At 59.7% G+C, this 20,649-nt stretch carries 21 protein-coding genes; 15 read left to right on the top strand and 6 right to left on the bottom strand.

From position 1 onward, the window contains the following. Positions 1-488 precede the first annotated feature (488 nt). From mobH to U5805_RS02185, 6 genes are all read left to right on the top strand, one after another. On the top strand, positions 489-2,615 hold the full coding sequence (gene mobH, locus U5805_RS02210) for a MobH family relaxase (protein WP_322101802.1): 2,127 nt from the start codon (positions 489-491) through the stop codon (positions 2,613-2,615). A 24-nt stretch (positions 2,616-2,639) separates the two neighbouring features. Continuing rightward, entirely contained in the window at positions 2,640-4,784 is a 2,145-nt protein-coding gene (traD, locus tag U5805_RS02205; protein ID WP_322101801.1) for a type IV conjugative transfer system coupling protein TraD, read from the top strand. Positions 4,785-4,800: 16 nt separating this feature from the next. Beyond that, positions 4,801-5,499, top strand: coding sequence for a DUF4400 domain-containing protein (locus tag U5805_RS02200; RefSeq protein WP_322101800.1), 699 nt, complete (start codon positions 4,801-4,803; stop codon positions 5,497-5,499). A gap of 143 nt (positions 5,500-5,642) precedes the next feature. Beyond that, positions 5,643-6,080 (top strand): SET domain-containing protein, encoded by a 438-nt coding sequence (locus tag U5805_RS02195; protein ID WP_322101799.1) that lies wholly within the window; start codon positions 5,643-5,645, stop codon positions 6,078-6,080. A gap of 29 nt (positions 6,081-6,109) precedes the next feature. Next, on the top strand, positions 6,110-6,304 hold the full coding sequence (locus tag U5805_RS02190; protein ID WP_322101798.1) for a hypothetical protein: 195 nt from the start codon (positions 6,110-6,112) through the stop codon (positions 6,302-6,304). Between the two features lie 374 nt (positions 6,305-6,678). Beyond that, positions 6,679-6,969, top strand: a complete 291-nt coding sequence (locus U5805_RS02185; RefSeq protein ID WP_322101797.1) for a hypothetical protein — start codon at positions 6,679-6,681, stop codon at positions 6,967-6,969. 51 nt (positions 6,970-7,020) lie between these two features. Here U5805_RS02185 and U5805_RS02180 read toward each other — a convergent pair whose 3' ends face one another. The 3 genes from U5805_RS02180 to U5805_RS02170 all read right to left on the bottom strand — a co-directional run bounded on the left by U5805_RS02180 (position 7,021) and on the right by U5805_RS02170 (position 8,913). Beyond that, on the bottom strand, positions 7,021-7,314 hold the full coding sequence (locus tag U5805_RS02180; protein WP_322101796.1) for an H-NS histone family protein: 294 nt from the start codon (positions 7,312-7,314) through the stop codon (positions 7,021-7,023). A 130-nt stretch (positions 7,315-7,444) separates the two neighbouring features. Then, positions 7,445-7,612 (bottom strand): helix-turn-helix transcriptional regulator, encoded by a 168-nt coding sequence (locus U5805_RS02175; RefSeq protein WP_322101795.1) that lies wholly within the window; start codon positions 7,610-7,612, stop codon positions 7,445-7,447. 608 nt (positions 7,613-8,220) lie between these two features. Next, complete coding sequence (locus U5805_RS02170) at positions 8,221-8,913, bottom strand: hypothetical protein (protein WP_322101794.1); 693 nt, start codon at positions 8,911-8,913, stop codon at positions 8,221-8,223. A gap of 488 nt (positions 8,914-9,401) precedes the next feature. On the opposite strand from U5805_RS02170, the gene U5805_RS02165 reads away from it, so the two are divergent. The 9 genes from U5805_RS02165 to U5805_RS02125 all read left to right on the top strand — a co-directional run bounded on the left by U5805_RS02165 (position 9,402) and on the right by U5805_RS02125 (position 18,998). After that, positions 9,402-10,304 carry a hypothetical protein gene (locus U5805_RS02165; RefSeq protein ID WP_322101793.1) on the top strand — a complete coding sequence of 301 codons (903 nt, stop codon included), beginning with the start codon at positions 9,402-9,404 and terminating at the stop codon, positions 10,302-10,304. Next, entirely contained in the window at positions 10,291-10,965 is a 675-nt protein-coding gene (locus tag U5805_RS02160; RefSeq protein WP_322101792.1) for an RES family NAD+ phosphorylase, read from the top strand. Before U5805_RS02165 ends, U5805_RS02160 begins: the two co-directional genes overlap by 14 nt. A gap of 75 nt (positions 10,966-11,040) precedes the next feature. Continuing rightward, positions 11,041-11,640, top strand: coding sequence for a hypothetical protein (locus U5805_RS02155; protein ID WP_322101791.1), 600 nt, complete (start codon positions 11,041-11,043; stop codon positions 11,638-11,640). Between the two features lie 415 nt (positions 11,641-12,055). Further along, positions 12,056-12,772: a hypothetical protein gene (locus tag U5805_RS02150; protein ID WP_322101790.1), complete on the top strand. Its 717-nt coding sequence runs from the start codon at positions 12,056-12,058 to the stop codon at positions 12,770-12,772. 172 nt (positions 12,773-12,944) lie between these two features. Next, positions 12,945-14,384, top strand: a complete 1,440-nt coding sequence (gene mauJ, locus U5805_RS02145) for a methylamine utilization protein MauJ (RefSeq protein ID WP_322101789.1) — start codon at positions 12,945-12,947, stop codon at positions 14,382-14,384. 43 nt (positions 14,385-14,427) lie between these two features. After that, positions 14,428-15,366 carry an ATP-binding protein gene (locus U5805_RS02140; protein ID WP_322101788.1) on the top strand — a complete coding sequence of 313 codons (939 nt, stop codon included), beginning with the start codon at positions 14,428-14,430 and terminating at the stop codon, positions 15,364-15,366. A 76-nt stretch (positions 15,367-15,442) separates the two neighbouring features. Then, entirely contained in the window at positions 15,443-16,684 is a 1,242-nt protein-coding gene (locus tag U5805_RS02135; RefSeq protein ID WP_322101787.1) for an AAA family ATPase, read from the top strand. Further along, a complete protein-coding gene (locus tag U5805_RS02130; protein ID WP_322101786.1) occupies positions 16,660-18,537 on the top strand; it encodes a hypothetical protein in 1,878 nt (625 codons plus the stop codon). Before U5805_RS02135 ends, U5805_RS02130 begins: the two co-directional genes overlap by 25 nt. Next, positions 18,534-18,998, top strand: a complete 465-nt coding sequence (locus U5805_RS02125) for a group II intron maturase-specific domain-containing protein (RefSeq protein WP_322101785.1) — start codon at positions 18,534-18,536, stop codon at positions 18,996-18,998. Before U5805_RS02130 ends, U5805_RS02125 begins: the two co-directional genes overlap by 4 nt. Before the next feature lie 65 nt (positions 18,999-19,063). Here U5805_RS02125 and U5805_RS02120 read toward each other — a convergent pair whose 3' ends face one another. From U5805_RS02120 to U5805_RS31745, 3 genes are read right to left on the bottom strand one after another with little or no spacing between them, the layout of a single operon-like run. Beyond that, positions 19,064-19,450 (bottom strand): Gfo/Idh/MocA family oxidoreductase, encoded by a 387-nt coding sequence (locus U5805_RS02120; protein ID WP_322101784.1) that lies wholly within the window; start codon positions 19,448-19,450, stop codon positions 19,064-19,066. Positions 19,451-19,472: 22 nt separating this feature from the next. Then, the gene (locus U5805_RS02115; protein WP_322101783.1) at positions 19,473-20,324 is read right to left on the bottom strand and encodes a sugar phosphate isomerase/epimerase family protein; all 852 of its coding nucleotides are present in this window, start codon (positions 20,322-20,324) and stop codon (positions 19,473-19,475) included. Next, positions 20,239-20,628, bottom strand: coding sequence for a Dabb family protein (locus U5805_RS31745; protein ID WP_415914528.1), 390 nt, complete (start codon positions 20,626-20,628; stop codon positions 20,239-20,241). Before U5805_RS31745 ends, U5805_RS02115 begins: the two co-directional genes overlap by 86 nt. Positions 20,629-20,649: the final 21 nt, after the last annotated feature.

Genomic DNA, 20,649 nt, shown 5'->3' with positions numbered 1-20,649 from the left:
AGCAACGGCTCACGCGAGGCCCGGATGCCTGCCCGCGCGTGTGGGATTTGAAGCAGGTTTTTCGCGAGTTCCATGTCAGTTGCTCCCGCGTGGGGCAGACCGTCCGGCGAGGGACAAAGGCGATTGCAGAAGGCCGGGAAGGCAAGGGGAATAAAGGACGGTTCAAAGGGAAGGGCCTTATCCAAAGGCCGCGGGTGAAGCTCGGGATGAGACGCTTCACCCGCTCAAAGGCGCAAAGGATGAAGGGCAAAAAAGGGCGCTGCCGCAAGGGCAAAAAACGCTGCGGCTCGCGCGGTGCAAGGCTGAAAAGGGATTGCCGCGCTGACCGACGGCGTTGGTGTGACGTCCGGAGAAATGACTGCGTGGGGTGAGCCGTTTCCACGCAGTCATTTCGGAGCGGCTACTGACATCGCTACGTACTGTGGAGCATGGACGTTACGTAGCAGTCCTCCTGACATGAATTTTCACCACAGCCGCGGCAAACCCGGATGGCATTCAGTACTGCGCTGACCTGGCTGGGCCTATCTCGCCCGGCTTTATCAAGACCATTGCAGGCCGCACCGCCTGAGCCCGTCGCGTTGCGACGCGCGCCGTCTGCGCAACACCTGCCCGTGCTCGGATACTTCGATCTGCTGGACCGGACGGGCATGCAGGGTGCAGCCCGCCGTATCGGCAGCAGCGTGGGTCTGTCAACGGAGAACGAGCAGCGTGACATCGAGCCGCTGGTCCAGCGGCTCGCCGAGTTCGTGCAGCTTCTGCCTGCGTCCGAATCGCATCATCATGCGCAGCCGGGCGGGCTGCTGATCCATCTGCTTGAGGTGGCACGGTATGCGCTGCATTTTCGCGAGGGATACCGTCTGCCGCTCGGTGCGAGCCCCGAGGACCAGATGCGGCACGGCGCACGTTGCAGCTATGCGGTGCTGGTCGCCGCATTGCTGCACGACATCGGCAAGCCCCTGGCCGACCTGAAGGTGGAGCTTGTCAGCGGTAACGACATGCGCCGGTGGGTTCCGCTGGCGGGCAGCATGAACGAGCAGGGTGGTCAGTGGTACCAGGTGGATTTCCCTGAACCCGCACAACGGGATTACGGTGCGCACGCGCGCCTGTCGATCGTGCTGCTCCAGCGCCTGGTTCCCTCTGCGTCATTAAGCTGGCTTGCACAGTATCCGCCCGTACTCGACGAGCTGGCCGCGTATCTGTCGGATGACGCCGCGGCAAAGGAAGGGGCACTTGCGAAGATCGTCGGCGAGGCGGACCGGCGCTCGGTCGCACAGAATCTGCTCATGGGGCCGCGCACACGGTTCGTGACCGCCCGCAACGTCCCGCTCATCGAGCGGCTGATGGAAGGGCTGCGCCGGCTGCTGGCGGATGGTGAAATGCCCCTCAACCGTGCTGGCGCCACCGGTTACTGCGACGGCGAATCGCTGTGGTGCGTCGCGAAGACGCTCGCCGAGGCAGTGCGTGCGTGTCTGGTCCGAAACGAACAACGGCAGCCTGACGCGGCCGGCATCCCGTCCGATAACAACCGGCTCTTCGATACCTGGCAGGAGTACGGCGCGCTCATGCCGACGCCGGAAGGCGGCGCGATCTGGACCGTCGAGATCGCGGTGGGTAGCTGGAAGCAGACGTTCACCGTCCTGCGTTTTCCGCTCGACCGGCTATACGCGGATCCGGTGCGGTATCCCCGAGCACTGCCGCCCGGCGCAGTCCGTGTGGTTGAGGCGGGCAAGGACGAAGAACCGGAATCGAAAGAGGGGGATTCGTCGGGTACGGGGGGCGCTGCAGACGTCCAGTCCGGTGCGCAGGACGAGGTCGATCCGGACCATTCGCGCATCGCGCCTGTGCCGTCGTCATCGAAGGAAGCACGAACGGTGGAACCCGTTGATGGCGCAGCGATACTGCTGGTGATGCCCGATCTCCCTGGTGCAGCGGTTGACGGACTCGGGGCGATGCCGGCGGCGGATTTGCAGGCGCCAGCTTCGCGCGAGAATCCCGCCGATTTCCTGCCTGACGCAGAGAGCGCGTCCGCATTGCAGCCTGAGGCATCTCGTGAGCGCGAGGTGCTCAAAACAGATGCGCCAGTTCCGGACGAGGTCACGTCACCGGTGCGCCCGAAACAGAAGTCGAAGGTCCCGGCGAAGTCAGTCACCTCGCGTGAAGGTGGCCGGCAGCCGCGCCCGAACGCGGAGCGATTCCTGGCCTGGGTCCAGGAGGGCGTGGCCACCGGCGCGCTGCCGTACAACGAATCGATGGCGCGCGTGCACTTCGTACCGGAGGGCATGCTGCTCGTCACGCCCGCCGTTTTCCGCGATTTTGCGCAGGCGCATCCCGAGGCGATCGAGCAGATACCCACGGATGACGGGAGAACGCCGGAAGCGTGGAAGCAGGTCCAGCGCGATTTCCAGAAGTCCGGTTACCCCGTGGCGGCCGATTCCGGCGGAGCCGGCCGGTCGTACCTCATCCACTACAACATCAAGGGAGCGGGTGGGCGGCAACTGTCGGTGATGCTGGTGCCGGAGCCCGAGCGCTTCTTCAATCCCGTCCCGCCGCCGAACGCGATGATCCAGTCGAAACAGAAGCCGGCTCCGGATGGGGACGGCCCCGCGCAGCCGTAAGGGTGGACGGGGAGCGCAGCGGCGATGGCCTATCCAGTCGAAAACCGCTTCCGCAGGCCGGTCGAGCTGTTGTCCTCCGTCGCCGCACTCGCGGCTACAGGCGTACTCTGGTCCCATCCCGCGCTATTCCTCATCACGCCCGCAACGGGAGCAGTAACGACCGTTGCACTGCTCGCGCTTGCCGGCACACGGGCGCGGCAGGCATGGCAACTGATCCGTTTCCAGCGCAACCTGCGGCGCCTGCCGCAGTACGTGATCCCGGCGGCTGCGATCCCCAGTTCGGAGCGGGAGGTGTTTCTCGGTCGTGGCTTCCGTTGGAGCACGGTCCACACGCAACGCCTGTATCAGGCCCGTCTTCCCGAGAACCGGCGATTGCTTGCCCGGAACGATCTGTATGACCATGCGCGGGACTATGAACGGCTGCGTCCCGACTCGCGCCTTGCGCACATCACACGTCGGCAGGCATGGTGGAACCCGGTCGCGCCGCTGCCGCCCGTCGGCGGCGATCCCGCACTGCACGGCGTAGAGCCCGAGGAGCGCGACATCTGGTTCGATCTGGGTGAGCGGGTCGGACATATGGCCGTGCTCGGCACGACGCGCGTCGGCAAGACCCGGCTATGCGAAGTACTGGTCGCCCAGGATATCCGCCGCGGCGACATCGTCATCGTGTTCGACCCGAAGGGCGACGTTGATCTGCTGCTGCGCATGTATGCGGAAGCGAAGCGCTGTGGTCGGGAGGGCGAGTTCACGTTCTTCCATCTCGGCTATCCCGACAAGTCCGCACGCTACAGCCCGATCGGTACGTATTCGAGAATCACCGAGGTGGCGACGCGCATCGCCGGCAATCTCCCGAAGGAGGGGCAGTCGGCCGCATTCCGCGATTTCGTCTGGCGCTTCGTCAACGTGATGGCGAGGGCCATGAGCGCGCTGGGCATCCGTCCGACCTACGAGATGATCTACCAGAACGCGGTGAACATCGACGGACTGGCCTTGCGGTATTTCCGCTTCTGGCTCGACCGCGATCACCCAGGCTGGGAGGACGGGCTGGAACCGCTGGAGAAGGAGGAAGCCAGACAGGCGATGCGCCTGCAGCGCAACCAGGAGGTGCTGCAGGTGGCGAACCTGATCCGTCAGCAGGGCTGGACTGACGCGATCGCGAACGGCCTGCTGTCGGTGATCAGCAATGAGCGCTCGTATTTCGACAAGCTGATCTCGTCGCTGTATCCGCTCCTGGAAAAGCTCACCACAGGACGCACGTCGGAGCTGCTGTCTCCCGATTACGGCGATCCGGACGATCCGCGCCCGGTATTCGACTGGAACCGGGTGATGGACCGCGGCGGAATCGTGTATGTCGGGCTCGACGCCCTGTCGGACTTCGAGGTCGCGGGCGTGGTCGGCAACGCGATGTTTGCGGACCTGACGTCGACTGCGGGCCGCATCTACAAGTATGGGCATGGTTACGGCCAGAGCGCCACCGGCGGAAAGCGCCGCGTGTCGATCCATGCGGACGAATTCAACGAACTGGTGGGCGACGAGTTCGTGCCGATGGTGAACAAGGCAGGCGGGGCGGGCTACCAGGTGACGGCCTATACGCAAACGAGCGCGGATGTGGAAGCGAAGATCGGCTCGCGGGCCAAGGCAGAACAGATTTTCGGGAACTTCAACACGCTCGTGATGCTGCGCGTGAAGTACGTGACAACGGCGAAGATCCTGACCGACCAGTTGCCGATGGTCGATGTGAAGACGGTAACACTCTCGTCGTCTGCGACCGACGCCGTGCGGCGCGGGGAGGGCGTCCATTTCACTGCCCAGACACACGACCAGATTTCGGTCCGGCAGGTGGAAACGCTGCAGGCTTCGGACCTGACGCAGTTGCCCAAGGGTCAGGCATTTGCGCTCATTGAAGGCGGCCAGCTCGTGAAAGTCCGGCTGCCGCTGCTGGACGCGAACGATCCCATCATGCTGCCGGGGCTCGACGACGTCGTCGTCGATATGCGGGCAAAGTACGCTTCCTATGTGCAGGTTGTCTCGCCGTTCGACGATACGGGCGGCGTGTCCCCTGACGCGATCGGTGGCGCAGTGGGCAGCTTCATGCCGGCAGGTGTTATCGTCGGCGAACCGGGCGAAGTCGGGCCATGGGCGGTGAAAGGCAAGGGCGCGGGGTTCTGATGATGCGAGCGGAGACGTGAGCCCGGTGAGACGTGACAGCAACGCCGACGGCGTCAAGTCGTTCTTCTGGGTCATTGATCTCGCGATTCACATCGTTCTGTGGTTGATGCTTGCCGTCTTCATTGCCGTACTCGCGGATCTCGCCGCGGCACATTTCCTGTGGGCGAATGATCCCGTCGGTGGGATCACGGCCCTGATCCGCTATTACATGAGCGAGACAAGTGATCCTGAGCTGGCCAGAACCGCAGCAGAATTGGCGTACTGGTGCTGCTTTGGCTGGACCGGTGTCGATGCGTCGGCGCGCGCGTGGCAGGCGGGTACGCTTCCGGCGCAGGGTCTGGGCGGTCTCATGCGACCTCTGTTCGCAGGGCCGGCCCGCGATGGAATGATCGTGGCGATGTACGGCGTGAAGCTCGTCGGTATTCGCGCCGCCATGCTCGCGATGACGATCCCGCAGTTTGTGCTGGCGATTTCCGTTGCACTCGTCGACGGGCTGGTTGCACGGTATGTGCGGCGAGCGGGCGGTGGGTACGAATCGGCCACCCGATATCATCACGCAAAGCACCTGCTGATGTTTGGTGTTGTGCCGCTTACGGCCATCGTCTGGCTGGTGGCGCCGGTGAAACTGCCTGTCTACCTGCTGTTCTGGCCGGTATCGTTCATGATCGTGCTCGCGATCTGGAACATGGCAAAGTACTTCAAGAAATACACGTAGGGTGCAGACGTGACGCGCGCTCGTTGCGATGCGGAGTTTGCCCAATCGACCTTTCTGATGGCGGTCTGGTAATCCTATACTTGCACCATGAGGTACCAGGAAAATCGGGCAACAGGAAAAGCAGGAATGAGGAAATATAGATCATGCGGCGTGTGACGGTTCGGCGTTCGCCGGTTCATGGGCGGGGAGTATTTGCGCTACGCGCGCTGGCGGCAGGGGAACGTATTTTCGAGTACAAGGGTGAGGTGATCCGGTGGCGGACGGCAATACGGCAATCCCGTCGGTGCACCGATCCGGGACACACGTATCTGTTTGGTCTCTCCGATGGGCGTGTGATTGACGGCGCGCGCGGCGGTAACAGCGCGCGGTGGTTGAACCACGCGTGTGAGGCGAACTGCGAAGCGATCGAGATTGGAGATCGCGTATTCATCCATGCTACTACGTCCGTTCCGGAGGGCGCGGAGTTGTTTCTCGATTACCAGCTTGCGGTAGACGCGTCAGACGACGCGGAGGTCAGGTTGCAGTACCGGTGCCGATGTGGATCGCGGCGCTGTCGCGGCACCATGCTCGGCGATACGTGATGGTGAACGGGAAAGCCGGTGCGAACCCAATGGAGCAGGTAGTGGAGGACCCGCTTTCCGGTGTCACACGGGATCTGGTTCGAATCAGCGCTGATGTCGTGTTCCATCGCGATGCGCTGCGGTCTGATACGCCGGGTGCAACGGCGGACGAAGTGCATGCGGAACGGAACATCAACGGTGCGTCAGGAAATGCACAACTGTCGCTGGAGCTTGACGAGGAATGACGGCTACGCCCGTGGTAAAGTTGTGGCGTGTACCCGTCCGGAAGGTATGTTGCATGAGACGGGGGTTGTGACCGGAGGTCACCCTCTTCAGCCTCTGGCCTGTTCGCGGTCGCTTGCGAAGGCAATCGGGTTGGGCTTGATCGAAGCCTTGTGAGGGTGAAAGCGATCCTGGATAGCAGCGCGAACCGCCTGCCCGCACGACCCGAGCATTCGGGTGCGGCGGACCGCCGCCTGCATCATTGTCCGGAACGCTTTCCCCGACTTGATGTGATCCGACCTCAAGCCTCTCCGGCAGAAATTGACGCTGGGAGAATCGCTGCGCAGCGGCCCGATTGCCTGGGGCGGAAAGAGTAACGCAATGGAAGGGCCGACGTATGAAATACGCCAACGGCGCTGTACTGGAAGCGCTTCATCTGGCACGGTATCGACAGATCCCCTGGCATAAACGACCACCGGTATTTACTTCGCTGCAGGCGCTTGGACTTGTTCGCACAGTCGCCCAGCAACCTCCGGTCGACACGAGACATTACACACCGATCCAGATTGCCGAGTTGACGGACAAGGGTAGGGAAGAAGCCGTGCGACTCGAAGCGCGCAGCCTGACGCCTGAGTGGGAACAGGAGCGGTATGCCGATTACGTCGCTGATGCGGTAACGTCGTTCTGACCTCTGGCCGCACGCGCGGCGATCCTGTCAATCACTGCACCAAGGACTTTCTCAAGGCTCGATCAGAAAACGGTCGCGTTTTTTGCCTTTGATCCATCGAGGCTCCCGACCCCGCCCACTCCACGTGGCACCCGTCTTTGAGTCGCGATATCTGGGTGGCAGAGGGGTCTTCCTGGCGCCGCCCTGTTTCCTCTGACGCCCGAAGATGTCTTCGGCGGTCAAGCTGTATTCGACGATTTTCGCGCGTACATCTTCGATGACTGTCTGTAGTTCCGCGAGCCTGGCAGTTTCCACTTCTTCGCCCAGCTTCCTGAGTTGCTCTCGCAGTTCCCGATAGCTTGCCATTGGTTTCTCCATTGCTGAAGCCGCCTGGATGATAAAGCGGTTGCTCCGCACAAAGATGTTGCGAGGGACACTCCGGATGAGCCGCGGGCGATTGGTCCCGCGGACCACGACGGATTGTATTGCTGGCGAATCAGGATTTTCGGGCGGCTGCACGCCGGGCGAGCCATGCCTCGAGTTCGGATTCACTCCAGCCGGTTGCCCGTTCACCGATGCGGATCGGCCGTGGAAATTCACCGCGATTGATCATTGAGTAGATCGTGGCCCGGCAAAGTCCGATTTTCTTTACGACTTCTTTCATGCGTATCACCTGGTCCATTTCCGGCTTCTCCAGAACGCTCTAGCTGACGGCGATTATCCGCAGTTCTGTTTCTATGACAACAGACGGCAAAGAGATATGTCGTGATCCGACGAGACGCCGCCGTGAGGTTGCTAGCCTTTCCAACTACTTCCGTGAGAGCCCGCGGTTACACGTCGTTACATTAGCGGCTCTGTGTAGGTCAACGTCTGAAAAATCCGTATCGCATTGGCAAACTCATTTGAGATCAGCTATGCCGCTGCGATAGATGTCGCTATCGTCGCTTGGCGCAGTCGACGACAAACGTCTGCGGCAAGAAAACAGTTCAACCGTTCTTCGACCTCCACAATCCGATGTGAGGGCATCGCAGGGGTATGTCCAGCGCTCAAGCTGATTCACAGCGGCCAGTTTTTGTCGGGCATTGACTAGATTGGTCTCGATGTGGAGCACAGGGACGTACAGCATCCGGCGTTCAGGACTATGAGTCATCGGTTCCTCCGGTGGGCTGCGGTTTGGCATGATCGACGCGCGTCGAGCATGGGGCGCGGCCAGTGCGTGATCTGGGCACGAGGTACTGTCAGGGGCTCATGCGTGCGGCGCTCACACGGCTTTCAAATGTCCTTTGCAACAGACAGTTCGCGAAATATCCGCGCCAGTTCCTCGTGAACACGTAATGGTTTATCCAGCGAGTGATCCGCCAGGTTAGTGTTCCGGCCGTTGAGATACCACTGCTCGACGACCTGTTCAACCTGTTTCAGGTACTGGAGCATGTTTTCCACTTCCCCGATATTTGTGTTTTTGAACAGCGCGTCTTTAGATCCAATCGTGGCGAGGTCTTTATGGGCGATGACCTTATGGCGGATGGGCTGGTAGCGCGCCCGGTAGGTGGCTTCATACGACTGCGTTGCCTGCGCCAACGCATCGAAATCAGACTCGGCTGGTTCGTACATCGCTGCGAGATAACCGTCGAGCCATTCAGGTCTCGCTCCACGTGCGTCCTTCAGTCTTCGGGCCTCCAGCGCGGATTTGCTGAATTGCCCGATCTCAGCGCGGCACTTTTCAATGAAGCTGAGCGCTGTCAGTGACTTCTGATTCCTGTCAAAGATTCTTCCTAACGCCACAAAAAACGTAACCTGAAGGGAGTGCGCGATGATGTTCCACACCAGTGCGTTCGCATTCAATGTGCGAAGGATTTCATCGTTTGCTGCCGCGAGGTCATTGATACTCTTCCAGGTGTAGAAACTCGAAGTTGCGACGTTGACTTCGTCCCGGTACGCCTCGATCAGATCATCGACGGGGTTCATGGATGGTGGGTCTCCGGGCATTGAGCCGCTATAGCTTCGCCAAGGATGGTAATTCATTCCCTTACCCTCGTTGCCTGCTCCGGCGGATGCCCGGAACATCGCGTCTGGCTGAGTCGGGCAGATCTGGATGACTGGGATGCTGCCGGATGACCAGACCATCGGGCGTCGAGTCGTCCGGGCGATGCGCAGGCGGCCCGATTCGGTTCGGCCGCGCCGTGCTATGCAGAAGCTTTGCTGGACACTCGAGTTTGGGTCACCCGATTCAGAATTCATTTGACCGGAGTTCGTCCTTCCCCGCTAGGGGAGTCCTGCACGCCGTCGCGGAGGGATGGACGTGACTCTGTTGGTGTTGGTCTGGCAGAATAACCATAATAACCTTGATAACAAGGATAATAGCTGCTAATCTGGAACTTGCATTCGCGGGCTTGTGCCTATCTGCCGCGGACTCCGGTGGAGCGCCCGTGAGATGGATTGTGTAGGAGGTTGTTGTGTCCCTGTTAAGCTACGTGGAAATTGCCGAGGCTGACAGCCAGCCGGTGGTGACGTTGGGGAAGGTCAATGCGAGGGAGCTCGCGACTGGCCATCACCATGAGGGTGTACGCCTGCGTCTCTATGTGCAGGATGATCGTGTTCCCGGCAAGTCGACATTTGCCGTTCTTCATGCCATACACGAGCGCCTGACCGGCCTCGCGAACCCTGGATCGGCGATCCGGAACAGCCTGATCCGATATCTTGGGCAGGCTGACGAGCGGCTCCTGTTTACCATCGCGCTGCCGGATTTCACCGAAGTGAGGCCGGTTTCGTCCTTGACACCATGGTGGCTGGATTTCGAAAAGGAGGGGGGCGGCATGCGGCTCCTGCTTCTGGAAGCGGACGGCCCTCAAGCGAACATCGAAAAACTGCTGGACGGCGTGAGCTACGATCTCGGCGAGAGCGAAGCGAAGGTCGTATCGGCGCCTGCAGCGCCGGTCGACGCGTCGCAACAGGCGGCGATCGATTTTCGGGATCGGTTGCTCGATCTGGACTGGCCTGACGGAAAACGTGTAGCCCAGATGGCCGGTACGCAGTCCGCCACCAATCCGAATCAGTATGCGGCCCGGTTGCGGAGCCTGAGCCGTCTCCTTGGCGTATGGGTTGCCCAGCGCAAGACATTTGTTCACCCGGCGTTCCAGTTCGACCGCCTTGGGCAACTCCGGCCTGAGGTGGGAGAACTACTCGGCATCCTCCCGGATAAGGGGGACCGAGGTGGCTGGGAGCGCGCATTCTGGCTGTACTCGCCGCATGCGCTGCTGGAAGGAAAAACGCCGGCAGACGTTTTCACAGACGATCCCCAACGCGTGATCGCGGTGGCGAAGCGGGAGTTCGCAGGGGATCAGGATGCCAACTGGTAATGTGCTGCACCGGGTGGCGCCCACCGAGGCATTGCCCGGGCGCTACTGGCACGTCTATCCCCACCAGTATGACGCCCGTTCGTCGAACCCGAACTCTAAGGCACGTCTCGCGTGGCGCGATGGCGCGCACGGGATGTTTTACACGGGCGCATCGCCGGCGGCGGCGCTATGGGAAACGGTTCTGCGCTATGCCGAGGTCAACGGGGGTGTCGTCTCGACGTCCCGAACGCATCTGGAAGGCATGGCGCTGGCCCAATTGACCTTAAGTCATACTGTGCCGGCACTGGATCTTCGCCCCCCCTTTCGACGCCAGTTGGTGGATGCGGGCAGCGCACTGGACGGCTATTGGGATCAGATGCTCAAGGAGCCTGACCATGACAAGACCCATGCGGTGACTGATGCCGTGATGCGGGAGTTGCAACTGGCGGGACATCCTGCGGGGGCCGCACTGATCTGGCATTCGCGGCAGGCCGGGTCGGAGACGGCGACGCTCTTTTTTGAGCCTCCCATGCAGGCTGCGTGGTGGACGGTCGACGCGATCCATCATCTGGACACCCACGTCGGTGACGATGTGATCGCTAGCGCGTTGGATGCGCAGGGCCTCGTCTGGCGGGGGGCGGCAGTCGGACCGGGCTTCGATCCGCCATTGGGGATCGTCTGACGTGTCAGGGGCAATCATGCGCGAGAGGACCGCTCATCCCAACGTGAACCGCAGTGCGACTGCCAGGCGGGCCACGTGATGTTCCAAGCGTTTCTTCCTTACCTCGGCGCAGTGCTGACGACGGTGATCGGCCTTGGCATGTGGCAATACCAACTGATCAGCAAACGTCGTTACGAGGTCGTCGAACACGCCTTGACCATTGCCGGTGAGGCCACGCACGCGCTTCACTACATCCGGCAGGCTGAGGCTGGCGTGCGCACATTGACCCAGATGAATCCGCAGGGCCCCCACCCCGAATTGTGGTTGACCAGTCAGAGCCGCATTCAGGAAAGCGCTCTGACCTTTCAGGAACTGGACGCCGTTGCAAAATCGATTACGATGCATTTTGGAGAGGACGCCGTGCAGTCTTTTATCGAGCTGTCGGCGTTTTATACGAAGATAGGTGAGGCGCAAACCGGCCTGTATTTTCGCAGCGATCCAGGAAAAGTGTACCCGACAGACGAACAGACAGAGCAGCTCGGCATGTGGAAGAAGATCCTGAACGCGCAGGGGCAGGACGACACCATGACGCGAGAGATCAACGAAACCGAAAAGCGGATCAAGGCCGGATTCACAAAATATCTCCGACCGAGCCTATGGCGGTTGTTCGTCCCCTTCTGGGGGTGGAAGAATTGATACGCCCGGATTGCCAGATAAATAACAGATGAAGATAAAGTCCCGCTGTGGGTGAACAGCAAGGTTGTCGGCGCCTTTTCTATTCGGACGATGACGCAGTCGACGCAGTCAAAAGATGCGGCCGAGCGTCAGTTTCCGGTTTCCGAATAGGCCGGCCCACGCTGTTTCCGCGGTGGGGCGGTATCTGTTCAACGGTTGACGACTTATCCGACGGGGGAAGCAAGAGACGACATCAGAGCGTAGGGACAGACGGTTTCAGCCTTATCTTCGAGCTGGTGTCATGGCGCAGCATACGGTCTGCTTTCTCATGTTGCCCGCGTTATTCTTGGAATCCAGCGGTTCGAGGCTTCATGCCCGTGTTTTCCGAGTCGACAGAGCGGATTATGATTATGCTACGTGAACATGGGATAGCGTCATGGCAGCCATAAAGGTCAAAGATGAATCGGAGTTCCGTTCCCTGCTGGACGGCCTTTCGCGCGACATTGTAGACGCTCACATCTACTGGAAATTGTGGAAGGATATCGATGAACTTCTCAAGGCTTCCCCCGAGGTTTATAACGAATCCTCGACCTTCTGGTACTACACGCTAAATGCCTATCTTCGAACCGCATTGGCAAGCTTGGCGCGGGCGTTCGACCAAGAGGAAAGCTCTCTGCATCTTAAGAGTTGGCTCATCACTATCCGTGAGCACCAATACCTCTTTACCAAGAGCGCGTTTGCGCGTCGATGCTCCGGCGACCCGTTCGCTAAATGGTTGTTAAAAGACGCGAAGGAACCGGATATCGCTGTGCTCGCGGCTGACATTGGTTCCTGCTCGATGACTGATCCAGATGTCAGTGCGCTGTACAAATATCGAAGCACCGTCGTCGCTCATCGAGGCGCAAAGCTTACTAAGCAAGGGGCGAATGCTCAATTTCCTAACATTGACGTTGAACTGATCGAGCGGCTACTTGAACGTGCTAGCGCCATTCTCAACCGGTATAGCATGCTGTTTAACGCCACGGCCTATGGCATGACGCCGGTGGGACATGATGATGTCAAGCGCGTCGTCCGCAGCGTGCAGCGTGATCTTACCGACGCAAGAGAGCGTGTCGAAGCACAGGTGGCTGCTCTCGTAGGCAAGCAACAGTAAATACCTGGGCTCTGGCCCATAGGTGGGAATGACGGCGGTATCGGCGGTAGCGCTCTGACTAATTACCCCGGTGGCACTCGTCGAAGTCGTCTGGGTGCTTGGCCGGGCCGATGGCGTCGAGCGGGGGATAAGGGGTGAAGATGGAGACCTATATGGAAAATTCTTTTAAGCCGTGAAAACCCCATACGTTCCTCATTTGTTTGGTTCCAACGCTTTCGAGCGCGTCAAGGACCGTCGAGGGTGGCTATCTGTGGGGGTGGTTTCGTCAATCGCCTGGTCACAGGAGGATGTCTGGATTGAGTACGATGGACATGAGTATTTCCTGCAAGGTGTGAAGCTCGAGCACCAGGGCGAGGTGCGCAGCGCGCCTGGCATCGGCACGCCGGCCGAGCAAGGCAATGTCGACGAGGCGATGGCACGGCTGTACCGCTTCACATCCATCCTTGGCTTTTACAAGCGCGGTTATGTCGACATCACGAGTCGCACGTGGGGAAGCTCCATCGTTCGTCACGGCCGCGTCCGTGATGTCTACACCGAACTTACGCAGGGGGGTGCGCACGGCTTCGATTGCAACCACATGCCCATCATTGATGATGACCAAGTGCGCAAGGCGCTAGCGTTTCTGCGCGAGGGACGTCGGTTGAGCCGTGTCCATGACGCGTACAGCTTTCTGAGCTTCTTCAAGGTCATCGAAAGCCAAATGGATGGCAAGCAGCGCGATGAGTGGGTCGGGAAGAACCTGGACCAGCTGACCGAGGCGCAAGCCGTCAAGCGCATCAAAGATCTGCGCGAACTGGGGATCGATGTGAACAAGCATTTGTATGATTCAGGACGTTGTGCAGTAGCACATGCGAGTGTTGGCAAGGTCATTGTGGACCCCGATATTCCGGCTGACCGCCAACGCATCGCATCTGACTTGTGCATCATGGAGGCATTGGCCAGCCGCTACATTAAAGTTGACGCTGGGGTACCCGACGAGATGGATGTGTACTCGAACCGAGACCGGCTTGCTCCGTGGTATCCGCTCATGACGCCTGAAGCGGTGGAGGCGCTCAAAGCCGGTGGCAGCGTTGAGGATGTAGCGCAACTCGGACAGCTTGAAGGGGCTTCCGTTTCCGTGAGCCTCTGGCCTCACCCGCCTGTCGACCAGTTTAGAGAGATGACGCTGCTGCCCATCGACAGCGGCGATGGTGTCGTGCGGTTCGTCACGTTAAGCTGTCGAGGCACCATCGTGCTTGCATTCGCTATGGACGTGGCGAATGGGCGACTCCATGCGCTACTCAAAGAATGCGGCTTTCGACAGGGAGCCGAAATAACCGAGCGGGACGTCGAGGACTTCACTCGCTATTTCCATAGTGTAATCGGTAACGGCACTGTAGAACTGCGCGTCAAGGGCGGCGCGGATCCAGTCGATTGCGAGGTCGTCATACCCGTCAACATCATTCCTCAAGTACCGGAAGAGGCGGTGCAGCGAGCGCTGGAGCAGTTCAGGCGCAGCCGACAGCATGCAGGAGCGTCCGCGCCCGCCGACGCGCAGGCTCAAGCTGACAATCAAGTACACGGTGGCAGCCCCAATCAGGGTGGGGCTGTGAAAAATGGCCCGACATCATGAGGATGGACTGGGTAACGAAAATAGGCCTCCGGGACACGACACTATGGAAGACGATTATCTTATAGAAAGGTTACTGTACAGCGGCGAGGGGGATACGCTTGACTTCAAGCTCCAACAGTATCCATTCGAAGGAGCAGATGACGATAGCAAGTCTTCCTTGCTGAAGGACATCCTCGCGTTTGCAAATGCATGGAGAACAACAACCGCATATATCTTGATCGGTGTACGTGACGGTTCAAAGGAGATTGTCGGCCTGGACAATGACATTGACGATTCCCGACTTCAACAGTTCGTGAACGGCAAGGTTAACCGCCCGATACAATTTGGATATCGCACACTAGAGTTCAGAGGCCAGAAGCTTGGGCTCTTTACGATTCCACCCCAGGACCGGCCCTTTTATTCAGTGAAAAGCTTCGGCAAGGTAAAGGCGGGGACAGTATACCTACGACGGGGGTCTTCTACCGCTGAAGCAAATCCGGACGAAATTGCGAAAATGGGTGAGTTCGCTTCCGCTCCGGCCCGTTCAGACAAAGTGCATAAGCTTTCCATCTTGATTGGCAAGGATGGCCACTATGTCGAAACACAGAGACATAACGACGTAAACATTACGAAGACGGTATTGGTCGGCATAAAAAACACCGGAAACACGTATTTAACGAATTGCAAGGTGTTTTTCGAGACCATAGGCACTAATGCGAAAAGCCCCGAAAGGTGGCTTCGTGAGGGTGCGTTCAGCCTTAACCCCGGGGAGGAAAGGCTCGTCAGCTTAGCGATGTATGGAGAGCCAATATCACCGATGCAGCCCGGACTGGATTGGATAAGCTTGCCTGCACCTCCTAGTGGCAATTTTTGGCGACCACCGACACTTTCCAAGGATGGCGGGGCCGTCACCATAACGGCCACGTCCCTGGAAAGTGCGCCATGCGCGGCGATATGCAAATTATGGATCCGCGAAAACAAGCTGCACTGGGAAAGCAGTTGAGTTCAGGAAAATCTGTTTGATCGATCTGGCAGTTCAGCCTGGCTAGCCCTCAGTGAAGCGTCCATTTTGAGGTGACATGAGTTACGAATATTCCGCCGGACCGCGCCTGACCGATGACCCGGCGGGAGACCCAAGGCGACAGGCGATCGCTTCGCTCCGCGGATATGTTTACCAGCTCTATGCGAGCGCGCTGGCCTGGGTGGATTTGCGGCAGGGGCAACAGCTATACCTTGAAGTGGCGGAGGACTATGCGACTCTCGCTAACCAGGTCCTCCATGGCGTCCAGGTCAAGGACACTGCGCAGTCCGGGTCCGTCACGATCAACAGTCAGGACGTGCTTGATGCGATAGATGCATTTGTGGACCTTATCGAACGCAATCCCAGTCTTGAAGTCGTGTTCAGGTTTCTGTCCACGTCCGAGATAGGACGCGAGCGGAGTGTGGAAGATCGAATAGAGGGCGAAAGTGTATTACTGTACTGGCGCCGAGCGGCAGCGGGTGCTGACGTCGCCCCGTTGCGAGGGACCTTGACGAGGGCGAAGCTCTCTGACCGCGTCAAAAAATTCATTGATGCGCGCGACGACGACAAACTGCGCGAAGAACTATTGAAGAAAATCTACTGGGACTGTGGGCGCCCGGAACTGGCAGAAATCAAGGATGACCTTGAAGCGGTGCTTGTCGAATTTGGCTCGGAACGGTTCCAGCTCGTACCAAGTGAGTCTCGGGCACTTTCTGCGGTGGTTATCGCGAAGATTCTCGATACAGTAGTCGGTCCGATGCCGCGCCGTCTGACTAGCGCGGACCTGCTGGAACTTTGCGAGCAACGCGCAAGAGTATCCATACCTAAGGCCGCTTTCAATACGGTGATGCAACGACTGTCAGCTGCGTCGTCCGGGACTTTCTTTTCTGGGCAGCAGGCGCCAGGATTACTTGAGGCTGAGGCCGACCTTGCGATGCCAACCGGGCTGGCCGCGCGTCAACAACTCGTCGATGCGGTGCGCACAAAACTTCAGGATGAGAAACTGCTTTTTCTTACCGGAGGCACCGGGGTCGGAAAGACTATGGTGGCGAGGCACATCGCTCGTTCAACGGGCAAAACGTGGTATGTGCTCGACCTTCGTGACACCTCCGCGAGCGAATGCGCACGCCGCTTGCAAAACGCGCTTGGCCAACTATCAGATTTACTTCCAGCCGGGCTGATACTCGACGACCTTAATGAAGCGGAGAATCATACCGTCGCGCAGGCGCTCGAGCGACTGATTCGCTTGCTCGAATGTTGCCCGATTGGTTCAGAGTGCTCAAGCGTTTTGACCACCTGAACCAGACATCGCCGGAGTGGCGAGCGGTCGTCGCAGCGGCAGAAGCGTCGGCACCACTATTGAACGGGCACAAAGCGTCGCTGCTCGGCAGTCTTTTTGTCACGCATGCGACGAATGTGAAGACAGTCAAAGATCAGGTTCACCTGTTTGCGGCACTCGACGCACTGGACTCGTCGGACCGAGCGCGATACCTCGAGGAAGCGTCGAAAATGCCGAGCGACTACGCGTTGCTGGTTAACGCTTCGTGGCTGGCCGAAGCAAAGAACGATACGCTGGATTGGGCCCGCGCGGCTGAGGCCTACTCGGAAATGGCGTCTCAAGCGCTTCGTTGGGGCTACCGTGAACTGGCTCTGCGTTGTTATGTAGCTCAGGCAATCATGCTTGATGACTACGGATCGCAGGAAAACGCGGCAATCGAAGTGCTGGCCCACGCCGAGACCGCACTCGGGAGCGACGCGGTCATATCACGCGCGAGGGCCAAGATTCATTTCCGGCATAAACGGCATTTAAGCGCTCTCGAGTCATTTGCCGAAGGAGCGGCGGGGTTCGCTTTGGGTGACCCGGTCGAACGTGCCTATATGTGCCGCGAGATGGGTATCAGTGCAGCCGAAACCGGAGAGTGGCTTGTGGCGAGCGAGTGGCTCGGTCGGGCTCGCCAAGCTGCGTTTTCGGCGCGCAGTAAAGCCATGCGGCCAATGGCGATCGGCCTTCGCGCAGACGAGGCGCTAGCTATCTATCGGGCGGGAGAACCTTCGCGCGCAGTAACGATCTATGGCGAGGTACTTCAATCGCTAGCGTCGCTGGATGGAGACGGGTCGACAAAGGCCGCATATTGCCAGAGAGTCGTACGCCACGGTTTGCTGTGGATGTTTGGGCAGGTCACCGGGCGCACGCTCGAGGTCGACGGCGAGCCACCTGTGATGGTCCCCGGAATGTGCAGTAACCCCGAACCGCCTGAATCCATCAGGGATCAACCTTGCGCGAGCATCGATGTAGCGTGGTACATGCAGGCGGTGACCGAAGCACAGCATCTGAGCGCGGCGGCGGCGGATACAAATCTTGCTCAACGACTGAATGGGAAGACCATGCCGGGCATGGAGGTTATTGCACGGGAGGAATTCGTCGCGAGCACGTCGTCACGACTCGATGTCGACGGTTTCGCAATACAGTTCGGCCCCTGGACGGACTCGTTGGTCTATCTGGCAGAGCATCTTGAGGAGTTTCGCAAAAGCGACGTCACTGAACCTCGCTATGGTTTTATACCGTCTGCCAGTGCGTCGCAACTTGGCGCTTCACTGGTTCAGCAGCGCATCGAAGATGCAATCATCGCGTTTGGGATGTTTGCTGCAATGAACAGGCAGCACGATAGAGTGGCAGCGTTAGCTGCGGCCCTCGAGGACCGTCTCGGGGCAGAGGTAGGTAGGCAACTCCTTACTTTCATGTTAAACGGCGATAGCACGGCCGAGAATCTGAGGGCGTTCATTTGCACCGCAATTCACACCACCTTCGCGCAGGAGACTCTCACGACGGAGCAGCTCTTTGTCGTTACCCTGCGCTTTGTTCAGGCCACCCGGCGTTCTGCATTTTTAAGCCATCTCCTGCGACGGTTTGTTCCTTGGGCACGTGAGGCCTGGCAAAGGGCTCTTGAAAATCGATTCGCCCTTGTTAACCCAAGGACAACCGTACCCGCAATCCAGGCTACCTTGGCCGGTGACCGTGACGACCTTTCAGCCGTCGCTGCGCTGTTGCTGGTTGCTGAAGATGCTGTTTCCGTACGGTTGGACCCGAGCCTTCGTGACATGCTTCGTGCTCTTGCTAAAGGCGAGCAGGGGAAGATGAGCGAACTGGGATGAAAGATGCCGTGATGGGGTTTGACGAGGGAAAGGACGTCGCGTATCCAACCTGCCAGTTCGACTTTCTGGGCTATACGTTCCGGCCGCGGAGCGTGATGAATCGGATGGGCAAACTGTCTGTCGGCTTTACTCCGGCGGTGAGCAACAAAGCAGCCAAGGCGATGCGCCAGGAGTTGCGTCGCGAGTGGCTGTGGCGTCGTTCCGATCTGACGCTGGATGACCTGGCGGACTACACGCGTCCGATTCTGCGGGGCTGGATTCAGTACTACGGGCGGTTCTCACGTTCGGTCCTCGCGCAGGTGCTGCGATATGTCGATGCGGCACTCGTGCGTTGGGCACGGCGGAAATACAAGTCTCTCTTCAGACGCCCGGCGCGAGCTTGGGCTTGGTTGACGGGGATTCGATCCCGGCAGCCTGGGTTGTTTGCCCACTGGAGCGGGGAGGCTACGGTTGGACGATAAGAGCCGGATGAATCGAGAGATTCACGTCCGGATCTGTGAGAGCGTGAGGGTGCGATTCCCTCGCGCTACTCGACGATAAACGCCTCGCCGCACAGGAGGCCGGTCGCGTCGCGAAGCCCGATCAGTTCCCGAACCTGGTTGGCGCTCATGGCGATAGGCTTCTCGCACAGCACGTGCTTGCCGGCGAGCAGCGCCTTCCTGCACCACTCGAAGTGACTGGCCGTCGGCAACGGGATATACACGGCATCGACCGTATCGCTTTCGATGACTTCGTTGTAAGTCGCACAGGCTGCGGGTATGTCGTGCTTCGCCGCGAACGTCGCGGCGCGCTCGTGATCGCGGGCCGCGACACAGGCGACCCGGCCGTTGCCCGATCGCTGAATGGCTGGCACCACGAAATTGTCGGCGATTCGTGCCGCGCCGAGTACACCCCATCGAATCATGTCCCCCATCGTCGTTTCCCCGATATGTTCTTCAACACACTGTCTGAAGCCGTTGTGCGCAGGTGCGGAGCACCTCGTCCGGGTCGCGGCGCCACCAGTTCTCTTTCGAAAATATTTCGACTTCAACCAGCCCTTCGTAACCGGCGCGCTCGACGTTTTCACGCATCGCGGGGAGATCGACAACCCCATCGCCCATCATGCCGCGGTCGAGGAGCAGGTCGCGCGTCTCACGCAGCCAGTCGCACACGTGATACGCGAGCATCCGGCCAGCACGGCCCGCGGCCTCGATCGACGCATACAGCTCAGGATCCCACCAGCAGTGGTAGGCGTCGATCGCGACCCCGAGAAAGCCGCTGCATTCGGGGTCGACCGCCTCGCAGAACTCCAGCGCTTGCGCCAGCGTGTTGAGTACGGCGCGGTCGGCCGCGTACATCGGGTGCAACGGTTCGAGCGCGAGCGGGACGCCGCAATCGCGCGCCGTCTCCAGCAGTTCCGCCACACCATCGGCCACCTGCGCGCGTGCGGCGGGCAAATCGCGGCTTCCTTCGGGCAGACCACCCACCACCATCACGAAGCAGCGCGCCCCGAGCGTTGCAGCGTCGCGCAACGCGGCCTTGTTCGCCTCGACGTTCACCACGAATTGTTGCTGCGTCGCGGCCGGCAGATACGTGGACCGGCAATAGCCGGAGACCGTCAGGCCAAGCGCCTTGATCTGCCTGGCGATCTGCGCGATGTCCGTGCTTTCTACTTCGTGACGCCACGGAGCAATGCCGCCGAACCCGGCCTTCGCAATACGGTCAATCGTGCGGCTGAGCGGCTCGCGGTGCCCGAGCGTTGCAGTGTTGATGGAGCACAGATCGAGTCGTCCCTGAAGATTTCTCATGATTGTCCAGATTGATATCGATAACGAGCAGTCCGTGCATGCCGCCGTCCAGGGCTTCGATGAGCCGTGCGACGATCGCCTGATGGGTCTGATGTGCGAGATACATAAAGCATGCATCGCGGCTCGCGAAGTCCATCATGAAACCGTCCCCAAACTGCATGCCGTAACCTTCGGGCGATACGTTGGGCCCGCACTGAAAGTTCGTGAACACGATGCCGGGAATTTCCGCGAGCCGTCGAATCTGCTCGAAGAAGGCGAGCCGCTGCTGCGGCGTCACTTCCTCGCGGAATCGGCAAAACACCATGTGCCGCACCGGCTCCGATGA

It is taken from the genome of Paraburkholderia sp. J41 (genome assembly GCF_905220235.1).
Classification (GTDB): domain Bacteria; phylum Pseudomonadota; class Gammaproteobacteria; order Burkholderiales; family Burkholderiaceae; genus Paraburkholderia.
The sequence above is the reverse complement of the archived record's forward strand: the minus strand, read 5'-3'. Positions and strand labels throughout refer to the sequence as shown.